At 73.4% G+C, this 16,307-nt stretch carries 17 protein-coding genes and 1 tRNA gene; 2 read left to right on the forward strand and 16 right to left on the reverse strand.

From position 1 onward, the window contains the following. Positions 1 to 1,032, forward strand: a 1,032-nt coding sequence (locus LG632_RS24650) for a response regulator transcription factor (RefSeq protein WP_508618718.1), incomplete at its 5' end; no start/stop codon positions are given. A gap of 13 nt (positions 1,033 to 1,045) precedes the next feature. Next, the gene (locus LG632_RS24655) at positions 1,046 to 1,639 is read left to right on the forward strand and encodes an antibiotic biosynthesis monooxygenase (RefSeq protein WP_226729727.1); all 594 of its coding nucleotides are present in this window, start codon (positions 1,046 to 1,048) and stop codon (positions 1,637 to 1,639) included. Positions 1,640 to 1,698: 59 nt separating this feature from the next. Here the strand turns inward: LG632_RS24655 and LG632_RS24660 are convergent, their stop codons facing one another. The 16 genes from LG632_RS24660 to LG632_RS24735 form a co-directional block, all read right to left on the reverse strand. Then, positions 1,699 to 3,360, reverse strand: a complete 1,662-nt coding sequence (locus tag LG632_RS24660; protein WP_226729729.1) for a long-chain fatty acid--CoA ligase — start codon at positions 3,358 to 3,360, stop codon at positions 1,699 to 1,701. Between the two features lie 164 nt (positions 3,361 to 3,524). Continuing rightward, entirely contained in the window at positions 3,525 to 4,058 is a 534-nt protein-coding gene (locus LG632_RS24665) for a SigE family RNA polymerase sigma factor (protein WP_226729730.1), read from the reverse strand. 123 nt (positions 4,059 to 4,181) lie between these two features. Then, entirely contained in the window at positions 4,182 to 5,348 is a 1,167-nt protein-coding gene (locus LG632_RS24670; protein WP_226729731.1) for a lipid-transfer protein, read from the reverse strand. Next, the gene (locus tag LG632_RS24675; protein WP_226729733.1) at positions 5,345 to 5,746 is read right to left on the reverse strand and encodes a MaoC family dehydratase; all 402 of its coding nucleotides are present in this window, start codon (positions 5,744 to 5,746) and stop codon (positions 5,345 to 5,347) included. The genes LG632_RS24670 and LG632_RS24675 overlap by 4 nt, the downstream gene beginning before the upstream one ends. Beyond that, positions 5,743 to 6,813 carry an acyl-CoA dehydrogenase family protein gene (locus tag LG632_RS24680; protein ID WP_226729735.1) on the reverse strand — a complete coding sequence of 357 codons (1,071 nt, stop codon included), beginning with the start codon at positions 6,811 to 6,813 and terminating at the stop codon, positions 5,743 to 5,745. The genes LG632_RS24675 and LG632_RS24680 overlap by 4 nt, the downstream gene beginning before the upstream one ends. Then, the gene (locus LG632_RS24685; protein WP_226729737.1) at positions 6,813 to 7,835 is read right to left on the reverse strand and encodes a bifunctional MaoC family dehydratase N-terminal/OB-fold nucleic acid binding domain-containing protein; all 1,023 of its coding nucleotides are present in this window, start codon (positions 7,833 to 7,835) and stop codon (positions 6,813 to 6,815) included. Before LG632_RS24685 ends, LG632_RS24680 begins: the two co-directional genes overlap by 1 nt. Then, on the reverse strand, positions 7,832 to 8,986 hold the full coding sequence (locus LG632_RS24690) for an acyl-CoA dehydrogenase family protein (protein ID WP_226729739.1): 1,155 nt from the start codon (positions 8,984 to 8,986) through the stop codon (positions 7,832 to 7,834). Before LG632_RS24690 ends, LG632_RS24685 begins: the two co-directional genes overlap by 4 nt. 169 nt (positions 8,987 to 9,155) lie before the next feature. Beyond that, positions 9,156 to 9,461: a hypothetical protein gene (locus LG632_RS24695; RefSeq protein WP_226729741.1), complete on the reverse strand. Its 306-nt coding sequence runs from the start codon at positions 9,459 to 9,461 to the stop codon at positions 9,156 to 9,158. Positions 9,462 to 9,853: 392 nt separating this feature from the next. Further along, positions 9,854 to 10,282, reverse strand: coding sequence for a DUF6344 domain-containing protein (locus LG632_RS24700; protein WP_226729743.1), 429 nt, complete (start codon positions 10,280 to 10,282; stop codon positions 9,854 to 9,856). Positions 10,283 to 10,431: 149 nt separating this feature from the next. Then, positions 10,432 to 10,590 (reverse strand): hypothetical protein, encoded by a 159-nt coding sequence (locus LG632_RS24705; protein WP_226729744.1) that lies wholly within the window; start codon positions 10,588 to 10,590, stop codon positions 10,432 to 10,434. 101 nt (positions 10,591 to 10,691) lie between these two features. After that, a tRNA-Ser gene (locus LG632_RS24710) sits at positions 10,692 to 10,779 on the reverse strand. 55 nt (positions 10,780 to 10,834) lie between these two features. After that, positions 10,835 to 11,824: a trypsin-like serine peptidase gene (locus LG632_RS24715; protein WP_226729746.1), complete on the reverse strand. Its 990-nt coding sequence runs from the start codon at positions 11,822 to 11,824 to the stop codon at positions 10,835 to 10,837. Between the two features lie 500 nt (positions 11,825 to 12,324). Then, positions 12,325 to 13,371 carry a YeiH family protein gene (locus tag LG632_RS24720; protein ID WP_226729747.1) on the reverse strand — a complete coding sequence of 349 codons (1,047 nt, stop codon included), beginning with the start codon at positions 13,369 to 13,371 and terminating at the stop codon, positions 12,325 to 12,327. Next, a complete protein-coding gene (locus LG632_RS24725) occupies positions 13,371 to 13,985 on the reverse strand; it encodes a cysteine dioxygenase family protein (RefSeq protein WP_226729749.1) in 615 nt (204 codons plus the stop codon). Before LG632_RS24725 ends, LG632_RS24720 begins: the two co-directional genes overlap by 1 nt. A gap of 120 nt (positions 13,986 to 14,105) precedes the next feature. After that, positions 14,106 to 15,011, reverse strand: a complete 906-nt coding sequence (locus LG632_RS24730) for a LysR family transcriptional regulator (RefSeq protein ID WP_226729751.1) — start codon at positions 15,009 to 15,011, stop codon at positions 14,106 to 14,108. A gap of 80 nt (positions 15,012 to 15,091) precedes the next feature. After that, positions 15,092 to 16,307, reverse strand: a 1,216-nt coding sequence (locus LG632_RS24735; protein ID WP_226729753.1) for a S1C family serine protease, incomplete at its 5' end; no start/stop codon positions are given.

Raw genomic sequence — 16,307 nt, forward strand, 5'->3', positions numbered from 1 at the left:
GCGGCGCCCGAGCAGGTCGCGCTGCCGGGGGCCCGGCAGCCGCAGGACGCCCCCGGGCAGCCCATCAGCGTGCGCGCCCTCGGCACGCTCGGCCAGGGCGTCGCCCTGGACCCCGACGCGGTGGGCGCCGCCCCGGCCACCGGTTCCGGCCGGCGCCGCAAGCTGGCCGAACCCGCCCCGCAGGGCCGCGCCTTCGCCATAGGGGCGCCCGAGGCGGGGGCCGCCGAGGGGCCCGAGCCGCTGGACGGTCCCGGCGGCGCCGTCGAGGTGGTCAACCGGCCCGTCCCGCAGCCGCTGGACGACGAACTCCCGCCGGAGCCGCTGGACAACCCGCGCCGTCTGCTGGTGTGGCCGGCGCCCGACGTCCAGACCCAGGCGGCGCTCAGCGAGCGCGGCTACCGCCCCGTCATCGTGCACTCGCGCGAGGAGGTGGACGCGCAGATCGCCGCGTTCCCCGCGGCGCTGTTCGTGGACCCGCTGACCGGCCCGATCACCCGTACCGCGCTGCAGTCGCTGCGTCAGGCGGCGGTGGCGGCGGAGGTGCCCGTCCTGGTCACGGCCGGGCTCGGGCACGCCACCCGCGAGGCGGCGTACGGCGCCGACCCGGCCGTGCTGCTCAAGGCGCTGGCGCCGCGCGACAGCGAGCAGCACCCGTCGCGGGTGCTGCTGATCGAGGAGAAGGACGAGATCGCCGCCGCCCTGACGGCGGCCCTGGAGCGGCGCGGCATGCAGGTGGCCCGCGCGGGCGCGGACACCGACGCGGTGGAGCTGGCCACCCGGACCCGGCCGAACCTGGTGGTCATGGACCTCATGCAGGTACGCCGCCGGCGGGCCGGGATCGTGGACTGGCTGCGGGCGGGCGGGCAGCTCAACCGGACCCCGCTGGTGGTCTACACGGCAGACTCGATCACGGCCGGGGACCTGCCGCGGCTGGGTTCCGGCGAGAGCGTGCTGTACCTGTCGGAGCGGTCCACCACCGCCGAGGTGCAGGGCCGCATCGTGGACCTGCTGGCCAAGATCGGCACGAATTAGCCACTCTGGGCGGATGGCCCTCACCAGTGATCGCACCGAGCGCAGCGTCCCCGCCGACGACGGGGAGGTGACCCTCCTGATAGCCCGGCAGGTCGAGCCGGGCTACGAGGAGGCCTTCGAGAAGTGGGCGCGCGGCATCCTCGACACCGCCGCCGGCTTCCCCGACCACCTGGGGTACGGGCTGTTCCGCCCGGCGGCCGAGGGGGCGCCGTGGTTCCTCGTGCACCGCTTCCGCGACCAGGCGGCGTTCGAGACCTGGCAGCGCTCCCCGGAGCGGGCGCGGTTTTTCGCCGACTGCGAGGGCCACCACCATCACGAGATCGCGCGGCGCGAACTGCACGGGATGGAGACCTGGTTCGCCAAGCCCGGAACGACCCGGCCGGCGCCGCCGCGGTGGAAGATGGCGATCAGCTCGGGGCTGGCGATCTTCCCGATCTCGCTGGCGGGAAACCTGGTGCTCGGGCCATTCCTGGTCGACCTGCACGTGGTGCTGCGGACCGCCGCCTTCGCGGCCGTGTTCAGCACGCTGATGACGTACGTCGCGATGCCCCTGGTCAGCCGCCTGCTGCGGAACTGGCTCAGCCCGCGGGCCGGGGCCGGCGGCTGAGGGCCGACAGCCGAGGCCGCACGCTGAGGGCCGAGCCGGTTCCGCGGCGGGAACGGGCGTCAGTCGAGGGCGGTCACGTCCAGCGCGCCCTCCGCGTACTGGCGGCGGATGACCTTCTTGTCGAACTTGCCGACGCTGGTCTTCGGCACCGCCTCCACGAGCGCCCAGCGCTCCGGCAGCTGCCACTTGGCGACCGACCGGCCGAGGAACGCGCGCAGCGCCCCGTAGTCGGCCTTCGAGCCCTCCTTGAGGACGACGGTGGCCAGCGGGCGCTCGCCCCACTTCTCGTCCGGGACGGCGACGACGGCGGCCTCGGCGACCTCGGGGTGGGCCATCAGCGCGTTCTCCAGCTCCACGCTGGAGATCCACTCGCCGCCGGACTTGATGACGTCCTTGGCCCGGTCCGTCAGCGTGAGGTAGCCGTCGGGGCTGATCACGCCGACGTCGCCGGTCTTGAGCCAGCCGTCCGCGCTGAACTTGTCCTCGGGGCGCAGCGGCTCGGCGTCGGGGCCGTTGTAGTACGCGCCCGCGATCCAGGTGCCGCGCACCTCCAGCTCACCGGCCGAGGTCCCGTCCCACGGCAGCAGGTCGCCGCCGGGGCCGACCAGCCGCGCCTCGACACCGGCCGGGAAGCGGCCCTGGGTGATCCGGTACGGCCACTCCTCCTCGGCGCTCAGCCCGGCCGGCGGGTGCGCCATGGTGCCCAGCGGGGAGGTCTCGGTCATGCCCCAGGCGTGGCAGAGCCGCACGCCCAGCCGGTCGTAGGCCTCCATCAGCGAGGGCGGGCAGGCCGAGCCGCCGATGGTGACGCGCTGCATGGAGCTCAGGTCACGGGGGTTCGCGGTGACCTCGGCCAGCAGGCCCTGCCAGATGGTGGGGACGGCGGCCGCGTGGGTGGGCCGCTCGCGCTCGATCATCTCGGCGAGCGGGCCGGGCTGGAGGAAACGGTCCGGCATCAGCATGTTGACGCCGGTCATGAACGTGGCGTGCGGCAGGCCCCAGGCGTTGACGTGGAACTGCGGGACCACGATCAAGCTGGTGTCGCAGTCGGTCAGGCCCATCGACTCGGTCATGTTGACCTGCATGGAGTGCAGGTAGATCGAGCGGTGGGAGTACACGACGCCCTTGGGGTCGCCGGTGGTGCCGGAGGTGTAGCACATGGCCGCGGCCTGGCGTTCGTCCAGCTCGGGCCAGTCGTACGTGCGCGGGCGGCCGGCGATCAGGGTCTCGTAGTCGTGGACGCGGACGCCCCGCTCGGCGGCGAGCTCCTCCAGGGCCGAGCGGTCGCCGGGTCCGGAGACCACCACGTGCTCGACGGGGGACAGGTGCGGCAGCAGCGGGACCAGCAGCGGCAGCAGGGTGCCGTTGACCAGCACCACCCGGTCGGCGGCGTGGTTGACGATGAAGACCAGCTGCTCGGGCGGCAGCCGCAGGTTGAGCGTGTGCAGGACCGCGCCCATCGAGGGGATCGCGAAGTACGCCTCGACGTGCTCGGCGTTGTTCCACATGAGGGTCGCGACGCGGTCGTCCTGCTGGACACCGAGCTCGTCGCGCAGGGCGTGCGCCAGCTGCGTCGCGCGGGCCCCGACCTCGGCGAAGCTGCGGCGGTGCGGCTCGGCCTCCCCGGTCCAGGTCGTGACCTGCGACTTTCCGTGGATCGTCATCCCGTGCTGCAGGATGCGGGTGACGAGCAGTGGTACGTCCTGCATGGTGCTCAGCAAAGCGTCCTCCCGAGGGCGCCGCCCGGCGCTGCCGTAGCTGCGGTAGCTGCAATTGCCGACGATTCTGCGCGCATACCGCTCGGCATGTCACTACCCGGGAGTTCAAATGCGGCCGGGGGAATTCTGTCCGTGCCGACAGCGCCGGCCGGGCCGTGGCCGGCCGCTCAGCAGGCGAGACCGAGCTCGGGGTCCTCGCGCAGCTTGCCCAGCGCGCGCGAGACCGCGCTCTTGACGGTCCCGACCGAGACCCCGAGCAGCTCGGCGGTCTGGGCCTCGCTCATGTCCTCGTAGTAACGGAGCACCACCATGGCCCGCTGCCGCTCGGGCAGCCGGGTCACCGCACGCCACATCGCGTCGCGCAGCGCCTGCTCGTCCGCCGGGTCGGTGTCCGGCACGGCTTCCGGCTCGGGTATGTCCCCGCACACGAACTCGTCCACCTTGCGCTTGCGCCACTGGGAGGTGCGCGTGTTGACCAGGCACCGCCGGACGTAGCCGTCGAGGGCGCGCTGGTCCTGGATGCGGTCCCAGGCGACGTACGTCTTGGTCAGGGCGGTCTGGAGCAGGTCCTCGGCGTCGCAGGGGTTGGCGGTGAGCGAGCGTGCGGTACGCATGAGCACCGTCCCGCGGGTCCGTACGTACGCCGAGAACGACGGGTACAGCAGCGGGTCGGAGGCGTGCGTGCACACTGGCGTGGTCATAGCTCCACGCTAGGAGTCCGGGCTCCGCCGGGGATCGGCCCCAGGTGCCGAAGCGAAGTCCGTCTCAGGTCGTAGGGGTAGGGCTGGCCGGACCACCCAAAGGCGGAGGCGGCCTCGTTCCGGTTACCCGTCGGCGCTCAGGACCAGCCCGGAGGTGGGGACTCCGGTCCCGGCCGTGACCAGGGCGTGCACCGCGCCGTCGACCTGGTTGACCGCGCTGCCGCGCAGCTGCCGTACGGCCTCGGCGATGCCGTTCATACCGTGCAGGTAGGCCTCGCCGAGCTGCCCGCCGTGGGTGTTGAGCGCGAGCCGGTCCTCCGCGACGAAACCGGCGGCCTCGCCGGGCCCGCAGAAGCCGAACTCCTCCAGCTGCATCAGCACGAACGGCGTGAAGTGGTCGTAGAGGATGCCGACGTCGATGTCGCCGGGCCGCAGGCCCGAGGTCCGCCACAGCTGCCGGGCCACCACGTCCATCTCGGGCAGTCCGGTCAGGTCGTCGCGGTAGAAGCTGGTCATGCCCTCCTGGCGGCGGCCCGCGCCCTGGGCGGCGGCCGTGATCACCGCGGGGGCGTGGCGCAGGTCGCGGGCGCGTTCGGTGGTGGTGACCACCAGGGCCTGGCCGCCGTCGGTCTCCTGGCAGCAGTCGAGCAGGCGCAGCGGCTCGACGATCCAGCGCGAGGCGGCGTGGTCGGCGAGGGTGATGGGCCGGCCGTGGAACCAGGCGGCGGGGTTGGTCGCGGCGTGCCTGCGGGCGGTGACCGCGACCGGACCGAAGGCCTCGGGCGTCAGTCCGTACGCGTGCAGGTACCGCTGGGCGGCCATGGCCACCCACGAGGCCGGGGTGAGCAGCCCCCAGGGCAGCGACCAGCCCAGCGCCGCGCCCTCCGCCGACGGCTCGCGCTGCTGCACGCCCGAGCCGAAGCGGCGGCCGGAGCGCTCGTTGAACGCCCGGTAGCAGACGACGACCTCGGCGACGCCGGTGGCGACGGCCAGGGCCGCCTGCTGGACAGTGGCGCAGGCCGCGCCGCCCCCGTAGTGGACGCGGGAGAAGAAGGACAGCTCGCCGATGCCGGCCGCCTGGGCGACGGTGATCTCGGGGCTGGTGTCCATGGTGAAGGTGACCAGGCCGTCGACGTCGGCCGGGGTGAGCCCGGCGTCGGCGAGGGCCGCCTGGACGGCCTCGACGGCGAGGGTCAGCTCGCTGCGGCCGGAGTCCTTGGAGAACTCGGTCGCGCCGATTCCGGCGACGGCGGCCCGGCCGCCGAGCCCGTCGCGGGTGCGCACGCTCATCGGGCGGCCTCCTCGTCCCGGGGCACCTGCGCGGTGACCGTGCCGGTCACGTGGTGGCCGATGCCGTTGGCGCCGGTGATCCGGATCTCCACGGTGTCCCCGGCGCGGGCGGTGACGGTGCCGGTGAGGGTCATGGTGTCGCCGGGGTAGTTGGGGGCGCCGAGGCGGATCGCCACCTTCCGCAGGACGGCGCGGGGGCCGAGGTGGTCGGTGACGTAGCGGCCGACGAGTCCGTTGGTGGTCAGGATGTTCATGAAGATGTCGGGGGAGCCCTTGGCCCGGGCGAGCTCGGCGTCGTGGTGGACGTCCTGGTAGTCGCGGGAGGCGAGCGCGCCCGCGACGATTAGGGTGCGGGTGATCGGGATCTGCAGGGGCGGCAGCGTGTCGCCGACGTTCATGCGCGCTCCTTCCGGGCCAGTACGTCGCCCAGCTCGGCCAGCAGTTCGCTGCCGCAACCCAGGTACGCGTCCAGCTGGCGCCCCCACAGGAAGTGCCGGTGGACGGGATGGTCGAGGTCGGCCCCCGTCCCGCCGTGCAGGTGCTGTCCGGCGTGGACGACCCGCTTGCCGGCCTCGGAGGCCCACCATGCGGCCGTCAGCGCGTGCTCCTCGGCCGGCAGCCCCGCGTCGAGCCGCCAGGCGGCCTCGTACGTGGTCACCCGGATCGCCTCGGTGTCCATGTACGCGTCGGCGGCGCGCAGCATGACGCCCTGGTTGGTGGAGAGCGGCCTGCCGAACTGCTCCCGGGAGCAGGTGTGCTCGACGGCCCGGGCGAGCGAGCCGGCGCAGACGCCCGCCTGGAGCCCGGCGAACGCGGTCCGCGCGGCGGCCAGCACGGCGTCGTACGCGCCGGGCCCGCCGAGCGGTTCGGCCGCCGCGCCGGTCAGGGTGAGCCGGCCGGCCGCCCAGGGAGCGGTGGTCTGCACCGGCTCCACCGCCGCGCCGGCCGTGTCGGTCCGTACGAGCCACAGGGCGGGGCCCGGCGTTCCGGCCCCGGCCGGGACCAGCACGTGTGTGGCGTCGCGCAGCCAGGGGACGACGGGCAGCACGCCGGTGAGCCGGCCGTCGGGACCGGCGGACACCCGGCCGCCGACCGGGCCGCGGGCCGGGCCGCGGGCCGGGAACGCCCCCGTCGCCACGGCCTCGCCGGTGCCGAGGGCGGGCAGCAGGCGGGCGCGCTGCTCGGCGCTGCCGTGCGCGGCCACGGCGTGGATGCCGTAGACGCAGGTCGCGGCCAGGGGGACCTGGGCGGTGGTGCGGCCCTGCTCCTCCAGCACCAGGACCAGTCCGAGCAGTCCGATGTCCGGGACGGCGGCGGGCAGGCCGGCGGCGGTCAGGGCCTTCCACAGCTCGGCGTCGGTGGCGGTCCCGGCGGCGGCGAGCCGTTGGTGGGTGGCGAGGTCGCGGAAGATCTCGGCGGCCAGACCGGCCGCGGCCGCCTGCTCCTCGGCGGGACGGAAGTCCATCAGGCCTGGCTCCCCGGGGTGGCGTCCGCGGCGCGGAAGACGGGCAGTTCGAGGTCCTCGTCGACGCGCAGGAACTCCAGTCGCACGGGCATCCCGATGCGGACCTCGTCGTACGGGACGCCGATGACGTTGCTGATCATCCGGACGCCCTCGGCCAGTTCGACCAGGGCGACGGCGTAGGGCGGGTCGAAGGCGGGGAACGGCGGGTGGTGCACGACGACGTAGCTGAAGACCGTGCCGGTGCCGCAGGCCTCAACGGTGTGCCAGTCGAGGCAGGCGCAGTGGTTGCAGCCGGGCAGCCAGGGGAAGCGCAGCGTCCGGCAGGACGCGCACCGCTGGATCAGCAGCCGGTGCTCGCGGACGCCGTCCCAGAAGCCCTGGTTGTCGCGGTTGACCACGGGGCGGGGGCGGCGGGCGGCCGGGCCCGGAGGGGCGGTGCGGCGGGCGGTGGGGGCGTACTTGAGGATGCGGAAGCGGTGGGTGCCGGCGAGCTCCCCGTCGACGCGGACGTCGGTACGGGTGGTCACGAAGTGGCCGGTGCCCAGCTTGGTGGTCTTGCGGGGGGAGACGCTCTCGATGACGGCGTCGAACGTGACGCTGTCCCCGGGGCGCAGCGGACGCAGGTACTCCTGCTCGCAGTCGGTGGCCACGACGGAGGTGCAGCCGGCCTCGTCGAGCAGGCCGAGCAGCTCCTCGAAGGCGGCGGAGCGGGCGCTGTGCCCGGACAGCCCGCCCATCGTCCAGGCCTGGAGCATCGTCGGCGGGGCGATCGCGCCGGGCCCGGCGTAGGCGGGGTTCGCGTCGCCCATGGCCTCGCACCAGTGGCGGATCATCGCCTCGTTCACCGGGTCCTTGCCGACGCCGGCGGTGGCGGCCGGCTGCCCGACGAAACGGGTGAGCCGGCGGTGGAAGGCGTCCGGGCCGGGGGCGGCGGGATCCGGCTGCGCCGGGGGGCCGGGGTGGGGCCCCGGCTGTGCCGGGGGGCCGGGGCGGGTCGCCGCGGGCCGGTCGGCGGTGGTCATCGCTTCCTCCCCTTCATCCCGAGCCGCATCGTGGCGACCAGCTCCCGCTGCACCTCGCTGACGCCACCGCCGAAGGTGTTGATCTGCGCGGCCCGGTTCATCCGCTCCAGCTCGCCGCCCGCGAATCCGGCCGGGCCCCGGACGAGGGCCTCCTCACCCACCGCTTCCTGGCAGATCCGGTACACCTCGATCGCGGACTCGGTGCCCAGGAACTTCACCCCGCTCGCGTCGCCCGGTGCGAGCGTGCCCGCGCCGACGTCCTGGACGAGGCGCCAGTTGAGCAGCCGTACGGCGGCCAGCCGGGCATGCGCCTCGGCGAGCCGGGCCCGCACCCAGGGGCGGTCGGCCGGGCGCTCGCCGGTCACCGGGTCGGGGGTGGTGGCGTGGGCGAGGGCGGCGTCGTAGAAGTCCTCGGCCTGCATGCCGATGGCGGCGAGGGCGACGCGCTCGTGGTTGAGCTGGTTGGTGATCAGGCCCCAGCCGCCGTGTTCGGGGCCGACCAGGTTGCCCGCGGGGACGCGGACCCGGTCGTAGTAGGTGACGGTGGTGGTCAGGCCGCCGACGGTCTCGATCGGGGTCCAGGAGAAGCCGGGATCGTCGGTGGGCACCAGGATGATGGAGATGCCCCGGTGCTTGGGGGCGTCCGGGTCGGTGCGGCAGGCGAGCCAGATCCAGTCGGCGTTCTGGGCGTTCGAGGTGAAGATCTTCTGGCCGTCGACCACCCAGTTCCCGTCGCGCTCGCGGGCGGCCCGGGTGCGCAGCGCGGCGAGGTCGGTGCCGGCCTCCGGCTCGGAGTAGCCGATGGCGAAGACGAGTTCACCGGCGAGGATGCGGGGGAGGAAGGCGGCCTTCTGCTCCTCGGTGCCGTACTTCATCAGGGTCGGGCCGACGGTGTTGAGGGTGACCATCGAGACCGGGGCGCCCGCGCGGTAGGCCTCGTCGAAGAACACGAACTGCTCGTCCGCGCCGCGCCCCTGGCCGCCGTACTCGGTCGGCCAGCCGATCCCGAGCAGTCCGTCGGCGCCGATGCGGCGTAGCAGCGCGCGCTGCGCGGCCGGATCGGCGGGTGGTCCGTCCGGCATCAACGTACGGAAGTACGCACGTAGTTCGGCGCGCAGCCGGAGCTGGCCTTCGGTCGGGGCGAGGTGCACGGCACGGGCCTCCCGGCTCACATCGTCGTCCGTCGATCTGACTGTCCGTCAGATTTGGCAGGGATGTCAAGGGAGGGGGCGGGGGGCCGGGGACCCGGGGCGCGCGAAGGCGCCCGCGCTACCGGACCCCAGCCGGTCCGGTCGCACGGGCGCCTTCAGTGCTTGGGGACTACCACCAGGGGTGGAAGTTCACCGCCACGTTCCCCTGCTGGATCGCGGTGAGGGCGGCACCGTTGACCTGGGCGCTGTTGTTCTGGTTCGACGCGCCGGAGCCCGTGGCGACCTGCTGCGTGGTGGCCGAGTTGCCGTTGTTGTTCCCGCCGACACCGCTGCCGATGATGCTGGCGACGCTCGCATTCGATCCGTCGTTCGCGAGCGCGCCGTTGTCGGCCTGGGCCACTCCGCCGAAGAGGGCGGCGGCGAGCGGGAGAGCGGCGACGGCTGCGATGACGCGGGCGGTACGGATGCTTGCCATGTCTGAATCCTCCATAGGACCCGAAGTGGGGGTGGGACCAACCCGGTTGGCCGACCGGATGTTGATCGTGGTCACGACGTCGCGAGACCAGAGTTGCCCACCGAATCCCCGGCGAACCACCCCTAGATCCTCGATTCCCCCGCAAGTATGAGCAACATCGGATAAACCCCAATTGCACCCACGGCATCCCGGCTCACAGGCCCGGGGACCGGGCCAAGCCAGTCCCCGCAAGGGTCGAAGCCCTGTACGGCGTACGCGCTTTCCGGGCGCGCGAAAAGGGCCGCACCGTCCGGGAACCCCACCGTCTCCCGGCCCTGCGGCCCTTGTCGTACCAAGCAGTGCGCCCCCTACGCGCCCCCGGCGCCCGCCGGGGCTCACGCTCCCCCGGACCGCTAGGCGACGAGCGCGAGCGCGTCCCGGTCGGCGAGGGTGGCGGCGGCGGTCGTGGAACGCCGTACGGACGGCGACGACCCGTGGGCCTCGGCCCGGATCCGCTGGGCGAGGGTCGGCGGCAGCGCACCGCCGCGCATCATCTGCCGCCAGCTCCGCCGGACCGGCGCGCCTGCGGCCTCGGCGGCGCGTCGGGAAGAGGTCCCCGCACTCGCGGCGGCGCCCGTGCCCGCCCCGGCGCCCGGCGCGGACGCGGCGATGGCCGCTGCCGTGGCCGTGGTCCCGCCGGCGACCGTTGCCGCGGTCCCGCCGGCGACCGTCCGCCGGAACCCCTGCGCGCCGAGGGCGCGCACCCGTCCGAGCAGCACCGCGAAGACGCCGGCGAGGACGGCCCAGAGGGAGGACGGAAGGAGGCGAAGGCTACGGTTCACGACGATGCTCCTCAGATCGCGTACATCGCGCATATCGCGAAGTCCGACGGGCGGATCTGCATACATTCGTCATGATGCGACCGCAACCGGAGCGCCACCCTCCCCCGCGCCGTTCGTCAGACAAACACCACCCGATCGGCCTCTGGGCCCTAGGCGGCGCCCGCCTCCATCACCAGTTCGACGATCTTCGACACGGTGTACTTCACCCGGTGCCACGGCCCGCAGTAACGCTTCCGCCGCCACCGCGACCGCTGGACCAACGGCTTCTTGCACGACCGGCACGGCAGCGTACGCATCTCTTCCCCCATGCCCCTCACCCTACCGAGGACCCGACCCCCGACGGCACGAACGACGAAGGGGCGCCCCGCTGCTGGGGCGCCCCTTCGGAGCAGCTACGTCGAACGAGCTGTGGCGGTGGGTGTGGGATTTGAACCCACGGTGACTCGCGCCACGACGGTTTTCAAGACCGTTCCCTTAGGCCGCTCGGGCAACCCACCTCGCCGGTACAGAGTACCGGGCCGGGCGGGTGGGCGGGGGAGCGTTCCTGCCGGCTCAGGAGGTCACGGCCTTGTCGTAGGTGGCCTTGACCTCGTTGCCGAAGTACGGGCCGAACATGCGGTTCGGCAGGAAGGTGTAGCCGAAGCTGTTCACCGAGACCTGGGTGCCCAGGCCCGTCGACTCGTTGAAGTCCTGGAACCAGGGGCCACCGCTGGAGCCGCCGGTCATGTTGCAGCCGAGGCTGTGGTCCTTGGTGAGGAGGAAGTCCTTGCCGCTGTTGCCGCTGCAGTAGACGAGCTTGGTGCCGTCGTACGGGGACGCGGCCGGGAAGCCGAAGGCGTACATCCGCTTGCTGTAGCCGCCGTTGAACGTGATCCCCTGGGCGCCGACGACGTCACTGAGCTTCCTGCCGTTCTGCGGCGCGACGACCGCGAAGCCCACGTCGAAGTTCATGTCCTCGCTCGCGGCCCACTGGTCGGTGGCCAGGGTCTTGGTCGCCGGCCACTGGCCGTAGGGCGCGTTGCCGTTGGCGTACGCCGGCACGAAGATCCAGTTGGTGTGCCAGTTGCCCTGGTACTTCACGCAGTGCCCGGCGGTGATCACCGTGCTGCCGTTGGCGCTGCTGATCGAGTCGCCGGAGCAGGACGCCGTGCGGTCGCCGAAGGTGAAGAAGACCCGGCCCGAGGTCCGCACCACCGCGCCGCCGCCCGTCCACGCCCCGCCGGCCTGCGGGAAGGCGGTGGGGGAGGCGGAGGCCGCCGCCGGGACCGCCGTCGGCGAAGCGGCCGCCGTCGGGGCGACGGTGACCGGCGCGCCGGTGGTGGCGACGGCCCTGCCGCCCGTGCCCGGGGTGGCCGTGAGGTCCAGCGGGGTGGCGCTGCGCATGCGCTCAGGGGTCCAGAAGCCCTGGCTGTGCTGCGGGCGGAACGACGCCTGGCCGTCGGGGGCCGGCGCGGCGGCCGAGGGGGCGGCGGCGGTGAGGACGCCGGCGACGAGGGCTCCTGCCGCCAGCAGGACGGACGCGGCCGTGCGATGACGATTCACGCATGACTCCTTCTGCCGTGCCCTGGGCCGGTTGGGCCCGGGCAGGGTGGGGGTGAAGTGCTGTCGGTGCGGATCGGATCGGTTCTGTGCCGAGCGGGTGCGCTCCGGGGCACTGTGGCACGAGGCGCGGAGAGTGTCATGACCCCGTCAGAATGTTCGGTCGGTTGCGGCTGGATTGCGGTGCAGATTGGCCAACTTCGCACTGGTCGGCCCGGCCCCGGACCCCCGGCCGACCGCAGCGGCCGCCTGGCCGTCCGCTGCTCCGGCCGTCCGGCTGCTCCAGGCCGTCCGGCTGGGCACCTGCCGCCCGGCCGTCCCGCTGCCCCCGGCCGCTCACGCCGGGCGCTCGCCGCACCGGCCGTCCCGCTGCCCCCGGCCGTTCCCGCCGGGCACCCGGCCGCACCGCCGCCCGGCCGTCCCCCCGGACCGGCCGCCCCCTCGCCCGGCCACCCCTCACCCAGCCGCCCCCCTCACCCCGCCGCGCTCACACTTCGCCGCGCTCACACCGTCAGCAGGACTCCGGCGTAGCTCACCCCGGCCACGACCACCCAGGCGCTCAGGCCGAGCAGGGCGGCCCGGCCGCCCGTGCGGGCCAGGGTCGGCAGGTGCACGGCGCTGCCCAGGCCGAACAGGGCCGCCGCCAGCAGAGCCTCCTGGGCCGTGTGCGCCCAGTCCAGGGCCACTTCCGGGACCAGGCCGGTCGCCCGGAGGGCGGCCGCCGCCAGGAATCCGGCCACGAACAGCGGCACCGGCGCCGGGCGCTTCCCGGCGGCCGTACGGTCCCCGCGCCGCCGGGCCCGCAGGGCGAAGGCCACGGCCGCGACGAGCGGCGCCAACAGGGCCACCCGCATGAGCTTGACCAGGACCGCTTCGCCGAGCGCCGCCGGGCCGGCGGTCTGGGCCGTGGCCACGACCTGGCCGACGTCGTGCACGCTCGCCCCGACCCACCGGCCGAAGCCCTGGTCGGTCAGTCCCAGCGGGCCGTGGAGCAGCGGGAGTACGGCGATGGCGAGGGTCCCGCACAGGGTGACCAGGGCGACCGAGGCCGCCACGTCCTCCTCGTCACTGCCGGAGACCTCGCTGACCGCGCCGATCGCCGACGCACCGCAGATGGAGTAGCCGGTCGCGATCAGCAGCGGCTGGTCCCCGCGCAGGCCGAGCCGGCGGCCGAGCCACAGGGTCCCGAAGAAGGTCGCGGCCACCACCGCGACGACCATGGCCACCGTCGCCCAGCCGAGCCGCAGGACCTCCTCCAGCCCCAGGCCCAGCCCGAGCAGCACGATGCCGATCCGCATCAGCCGCCGCCCGGCCAGCGACAGGCCCGGCCGGGCGGTGCCGCGTACGAAGGTACGGAGCCGGGGCAGGTGCGCGGCGCCGATGCCGAGGACCACCGAGGCGGTCAGCATGGGTACGGCCGGGACCAGCCGGTGTATCCCCCATGCCAGCAGCGCACCACCGGCGGCCATGGCCAACCCCGGCCAGGAGGTGGGTGTTTCACGTGAAACAGGACTGATCGGCTTGGTCTGCGGGCGATTGAGGAGCGCCATCAGTCGACCGGCATCTTGTAGATACGGCGGATGCTGCTGCCCAGGCGCGTGACATCGGCGCCGTAGACGTGGATCGATATCGCCGTGGTGTCGCAGGAGTTGCGCACCTTGTGGATGTCACCGGGCGGCGCGAAGCCCGCCACCTCTCCGAGTCGGTTGACCACGTGCGCGACGGCCCGCAGCCGGGCCCGGTCGGCGCTCGGGGTGAGCGCGTAGCGGACCTCGCTCTCCTCGCCCTGGTGGACCCCTGCCACACACCAGGAGACGTGGTCGTGGATACAGGTCTCCTGGCCGGGCAGCCAGACCAGCGCGACCACGGAGAAGCTGCCGTCCTGCTCGGCGTGCAGCACGTGCTGCCGGTAGCAGGCTGCGTCGCCCTCCTGCTGCTCGGGCGTGAGCAGATCGGCGGCGCCCAGGTGCGGTGCCAGACACTCCCCGACCAGCTCGGCGGTGAGGGCGGGGGGCAGTCCCCGGTCCACCACGGCACGGATGTCCTCGACGAGGGCGCCCAGCCGCGCGGTGGTCCGTGGTTCGGCCGTCGCGGCGGAGGCCGCCGTCGTCGCGTGGGAGGGCCTCGGGGCGGTCGTGGAACGATCCGGGAGCGTAGTGGTCATAAGGGCAGCGTCCGGCAGCCCATCCATCACGTCCAACGACAGTATTGACCTGAACTTACAAGGACAGCTTATGGATTGGGGCGAAGGCGCGGTCCGCCGCACGACGTCCGCGCGGAAGGATCAGCAGCCGATCCGCCGGGACGCCGCCTCCCGGAGCTGGGCCAGGACCACGGCCGTCGCCGGGATGCGCAGGTGGTCGCGGTAGACGTACGCGGAGATGTGCCGGCGCGCCGCCGGCTCCAGGGCCCGGCCGCAGACCCGGGTCAGCGACAGCGAGGGCAGCACCAGCGCCGGCATCATCGCCACCCCCAGCCCCTGGGCGACCAGGCTCTGCACCACCAGGTTGTCGTCCGTCGCGAACCGTATGTCGGGGACGAACCCGAGCTCGGCGCACTCGTGCAGCAGGTTCGCCCGGCAGCGGGGACAGCCGGCGATCCAGCGTTCCTCGGCGAGGTCGGCGAGCTGTACGGCCCTCCGGCGGGCCAGCGGATGACCGGTCGGCAGCAGCACGGTCAGCTGGTCCTCCAGCAGCCTGACCTCGGTGACGTCGTCCGGGACCTCCTCGTGGAGGCCGGGATAGGTGAAGGCGAGGGTGATGTCGCACTCGCCCTGCTGGAGCCGGTGCAAGGACTCCGGCGGCTCGCACTCCAGCAGCTCGACCTGCACCCCGGGATGCTGCTTGGCCAGCCCGCTCAGGGCCTCCGGGACCAGGGTGACGTTGGCGCTGGGGAACCCGCACAGCCGCACCCGGCCGGTCCTCAGCCTCGCGTAGGCCTTCATCTGCGCCTGCGCCTCGGACAGCGAACCGAGGATCGTCTCGGCGTGCCGGGCCAGGGAGGTCCCGGCCTCGGTGAGCTGCATCTTGCGGCCGACGCGGGTGAACAGCGGGGTGCCGACGGCCCGTTCGAGGGCCTTCATCTGCTGGGTGATCGCGGGCTGGGTGTACCCCAGGACCCGGGCGGCAGCGGAGTACGACCCCGAGGTCACGACCTCGTGGAAGGTCCGTATATGCCGCGAATCGAACACACCGGAAGCATAAGCGGACGTTGGGAGGGGCCGTAGGCGTAATCACGCCTACGGCCCCTCACCATCGAGCCAGCCCGCCGCTACTTGTCGCCCACCCGCGAGGCGAGCGTGATGTCGACCGTGGTCGGCTTGCCCCCGCGCAGGTAGGTCAGCTTCACGGTGTCACCCGGCTTGTACGTCCAGATCTCGCTGATCAGGGTCGGGCCGCTGTCGATCGGCTTGCCACCGAACTCGGTGATCACGTCGCCGGGGCGCAGCCCCGCCTTGCCAGCCGGGCCGTTGGGGTCGACCAGCTCGTTGGCGGACGCACCGCCTTCGGAGATCTTGGCGCCGTCCACCTTGGCCTGGAGGTCGATGGAGACCAGCAGCACCGGGTAGACCGGCTTGCCGGTCTTGATCAGCTGCTCGGCGACGTTCTTCGCCTGGTTGATCGGGATGGCGAAGCCGAGGCCGATGGAGCCGGCCTGTCCGCCGCCGAAGCCGCCGTTGCCCGCGGACTGGATCGCGGAGTTGATGCCGATCACCGCGCCGCGGCCGTCGAGGAGCGGGCCGCCGGAGTTGCCCGGGTTGATCGAGGCGTCCGTCTGCAGGGCGCTCATGTACGAGTTCTTGCTGCCGGAGCCGTCCCCCGAGGCGACCGGGCGGTTCTTGGCGCTGACGATGCCGGTCGTGACCGTGTTCGACAGGCCGAAGGGGGCGCCGATGGCGATCGTGGCGTCGCCGACCGCGACCTTGTCGGAGTCCGCGAGCGGCAGCGGGGCGAGCCCGGCGGGCGGGTTCTTGAGCTTGAGGACGGCGACGTCGTAGCCCTGGGCCCGGCCGATGACCTCGGCCTCGTACTCCTTGCCGTTGGAGAACGTCGCGGACAGCTTGCCGCCGTTGGCGGCGGAGGCGACCACGTGGTTGTTCGTGAGGATGTGGCCCTGCTGGTCGTAGACGAAGCCGGTGCCGGTGCCGCCCTCGCCGTCGCCCGCCTGCGCCTTGATCGTGACGACGCTCGGCAGAGCCTTGGCTGCCAGGCCCGCGACGGAGCCGGGCTCGCGCTTGAGGTCGCGGGGGCTGTCACCGGCGCTCACCGTGGTGGAGCCGGTGAAGGTGCCGTTGTTCTTCGCGAGCTGGTAGCCCACGCCACCGCCGACGCCGCCGGCGAGCAGGGCCGCCGCCAGCACCGCCGCGACCAGGCCCCCCTTGCCGGACTTCTTGGGCTTGGCGGCGCCGCCGTCCGTGGTCAGCGGCACCCCCCAGCCGGTGCCGCCGTGGCCGCCCGCGCCGTACGCCGGGACGACGGGCGGGGGC

Source organism: Streptomyces antimicrobicus (assembly GCF_020532625.1).
Lineage (GTDB): Bacteria > Actinomycetota > Actinomycetes > Streptomycetales > Streptomycetaceae > Streptomyces > Streptomyces antimicrobicus.

What these genes read in the sequence shown, in the direction of transcription:
- LG632_RS24705 (WP_226729744.1), bottom strand. Translation starts at nt 10,590, where the DNA reads ATGGGGGAAGAGATGCGTACGCTGCCGTGCCGGTCGTGCAAGAAGCCG.
- LG632_RS24655 (WP_226729727.1), top strand. Translation starts at nt 1,046, where the DNA reads ATGGCCCTCACCAGTGATCGCACCGAGCGCAGCGTCCCCGCCGACGAC.
- LG632_RS24720 (WP_226729747.1), bottom strand. Translation starts at nt 13,371, where the DNA reads ATGGCGCTCCTCAATCGCCCGCAGACCAAGCCGATCAGTCCTGTTTCA.
- LG632_RS24675 (WP_226729733.1), bottom strand. Translation starts at nt 5,746, where the DNA reads ATGAACGTCGGCGACACGCTGCCGCCCCTGCAGATCCCGATCACCCGC.
- LG632_RS24680 (WP_226729735.1), bottom strand. Translation starts at nt 6,813, where the DNA reads ATGGACTTCCGTCCCGCCGAGGAGCAGGCGGCCGCGGCCGGTCTGGCC.
- LG632_RS24695 (WP_226729741.1), bottom strand. Translation starts at nt 9,461, where the DNA reads ATGGCAAGCATCCGTACCGCCCGCGTCATCGCAGCCGTCGCCGCTCTC.
- LG632_RS24665 (WP_226729730.1), bottom strand. Translation starts at nt 4,058, where the DNA reads ATGACCACGCCAGTGTGCACGCACGCCTCCGACCCGCTGCTGTACCCG.
- LG632_RS24670 (WP_226729731.1), bottom strand. Translation starts at nt 5,348, where the DNA reads ATGAGCGTGCGCACCCGCGACGGGCTCGGCGGCCGGGCCGCCGTCGCC.
- LG632_RS24685 (WP_226729737.1), bottom strand. Translation starts at nt 7,835, where the DNA reads ATGACCACCGCCGACCGGCCCGCGGCGACCCGCCCCGGCCCCCCGGCA.
- LG632_RS24725 (WP_226729749.1), bottom strand. Translation starts at nt 13,985, where the DNA reads ATGACCACTACGCTCCCGGATCGTTCCACGACCGCCCCGAGGCCCTCC.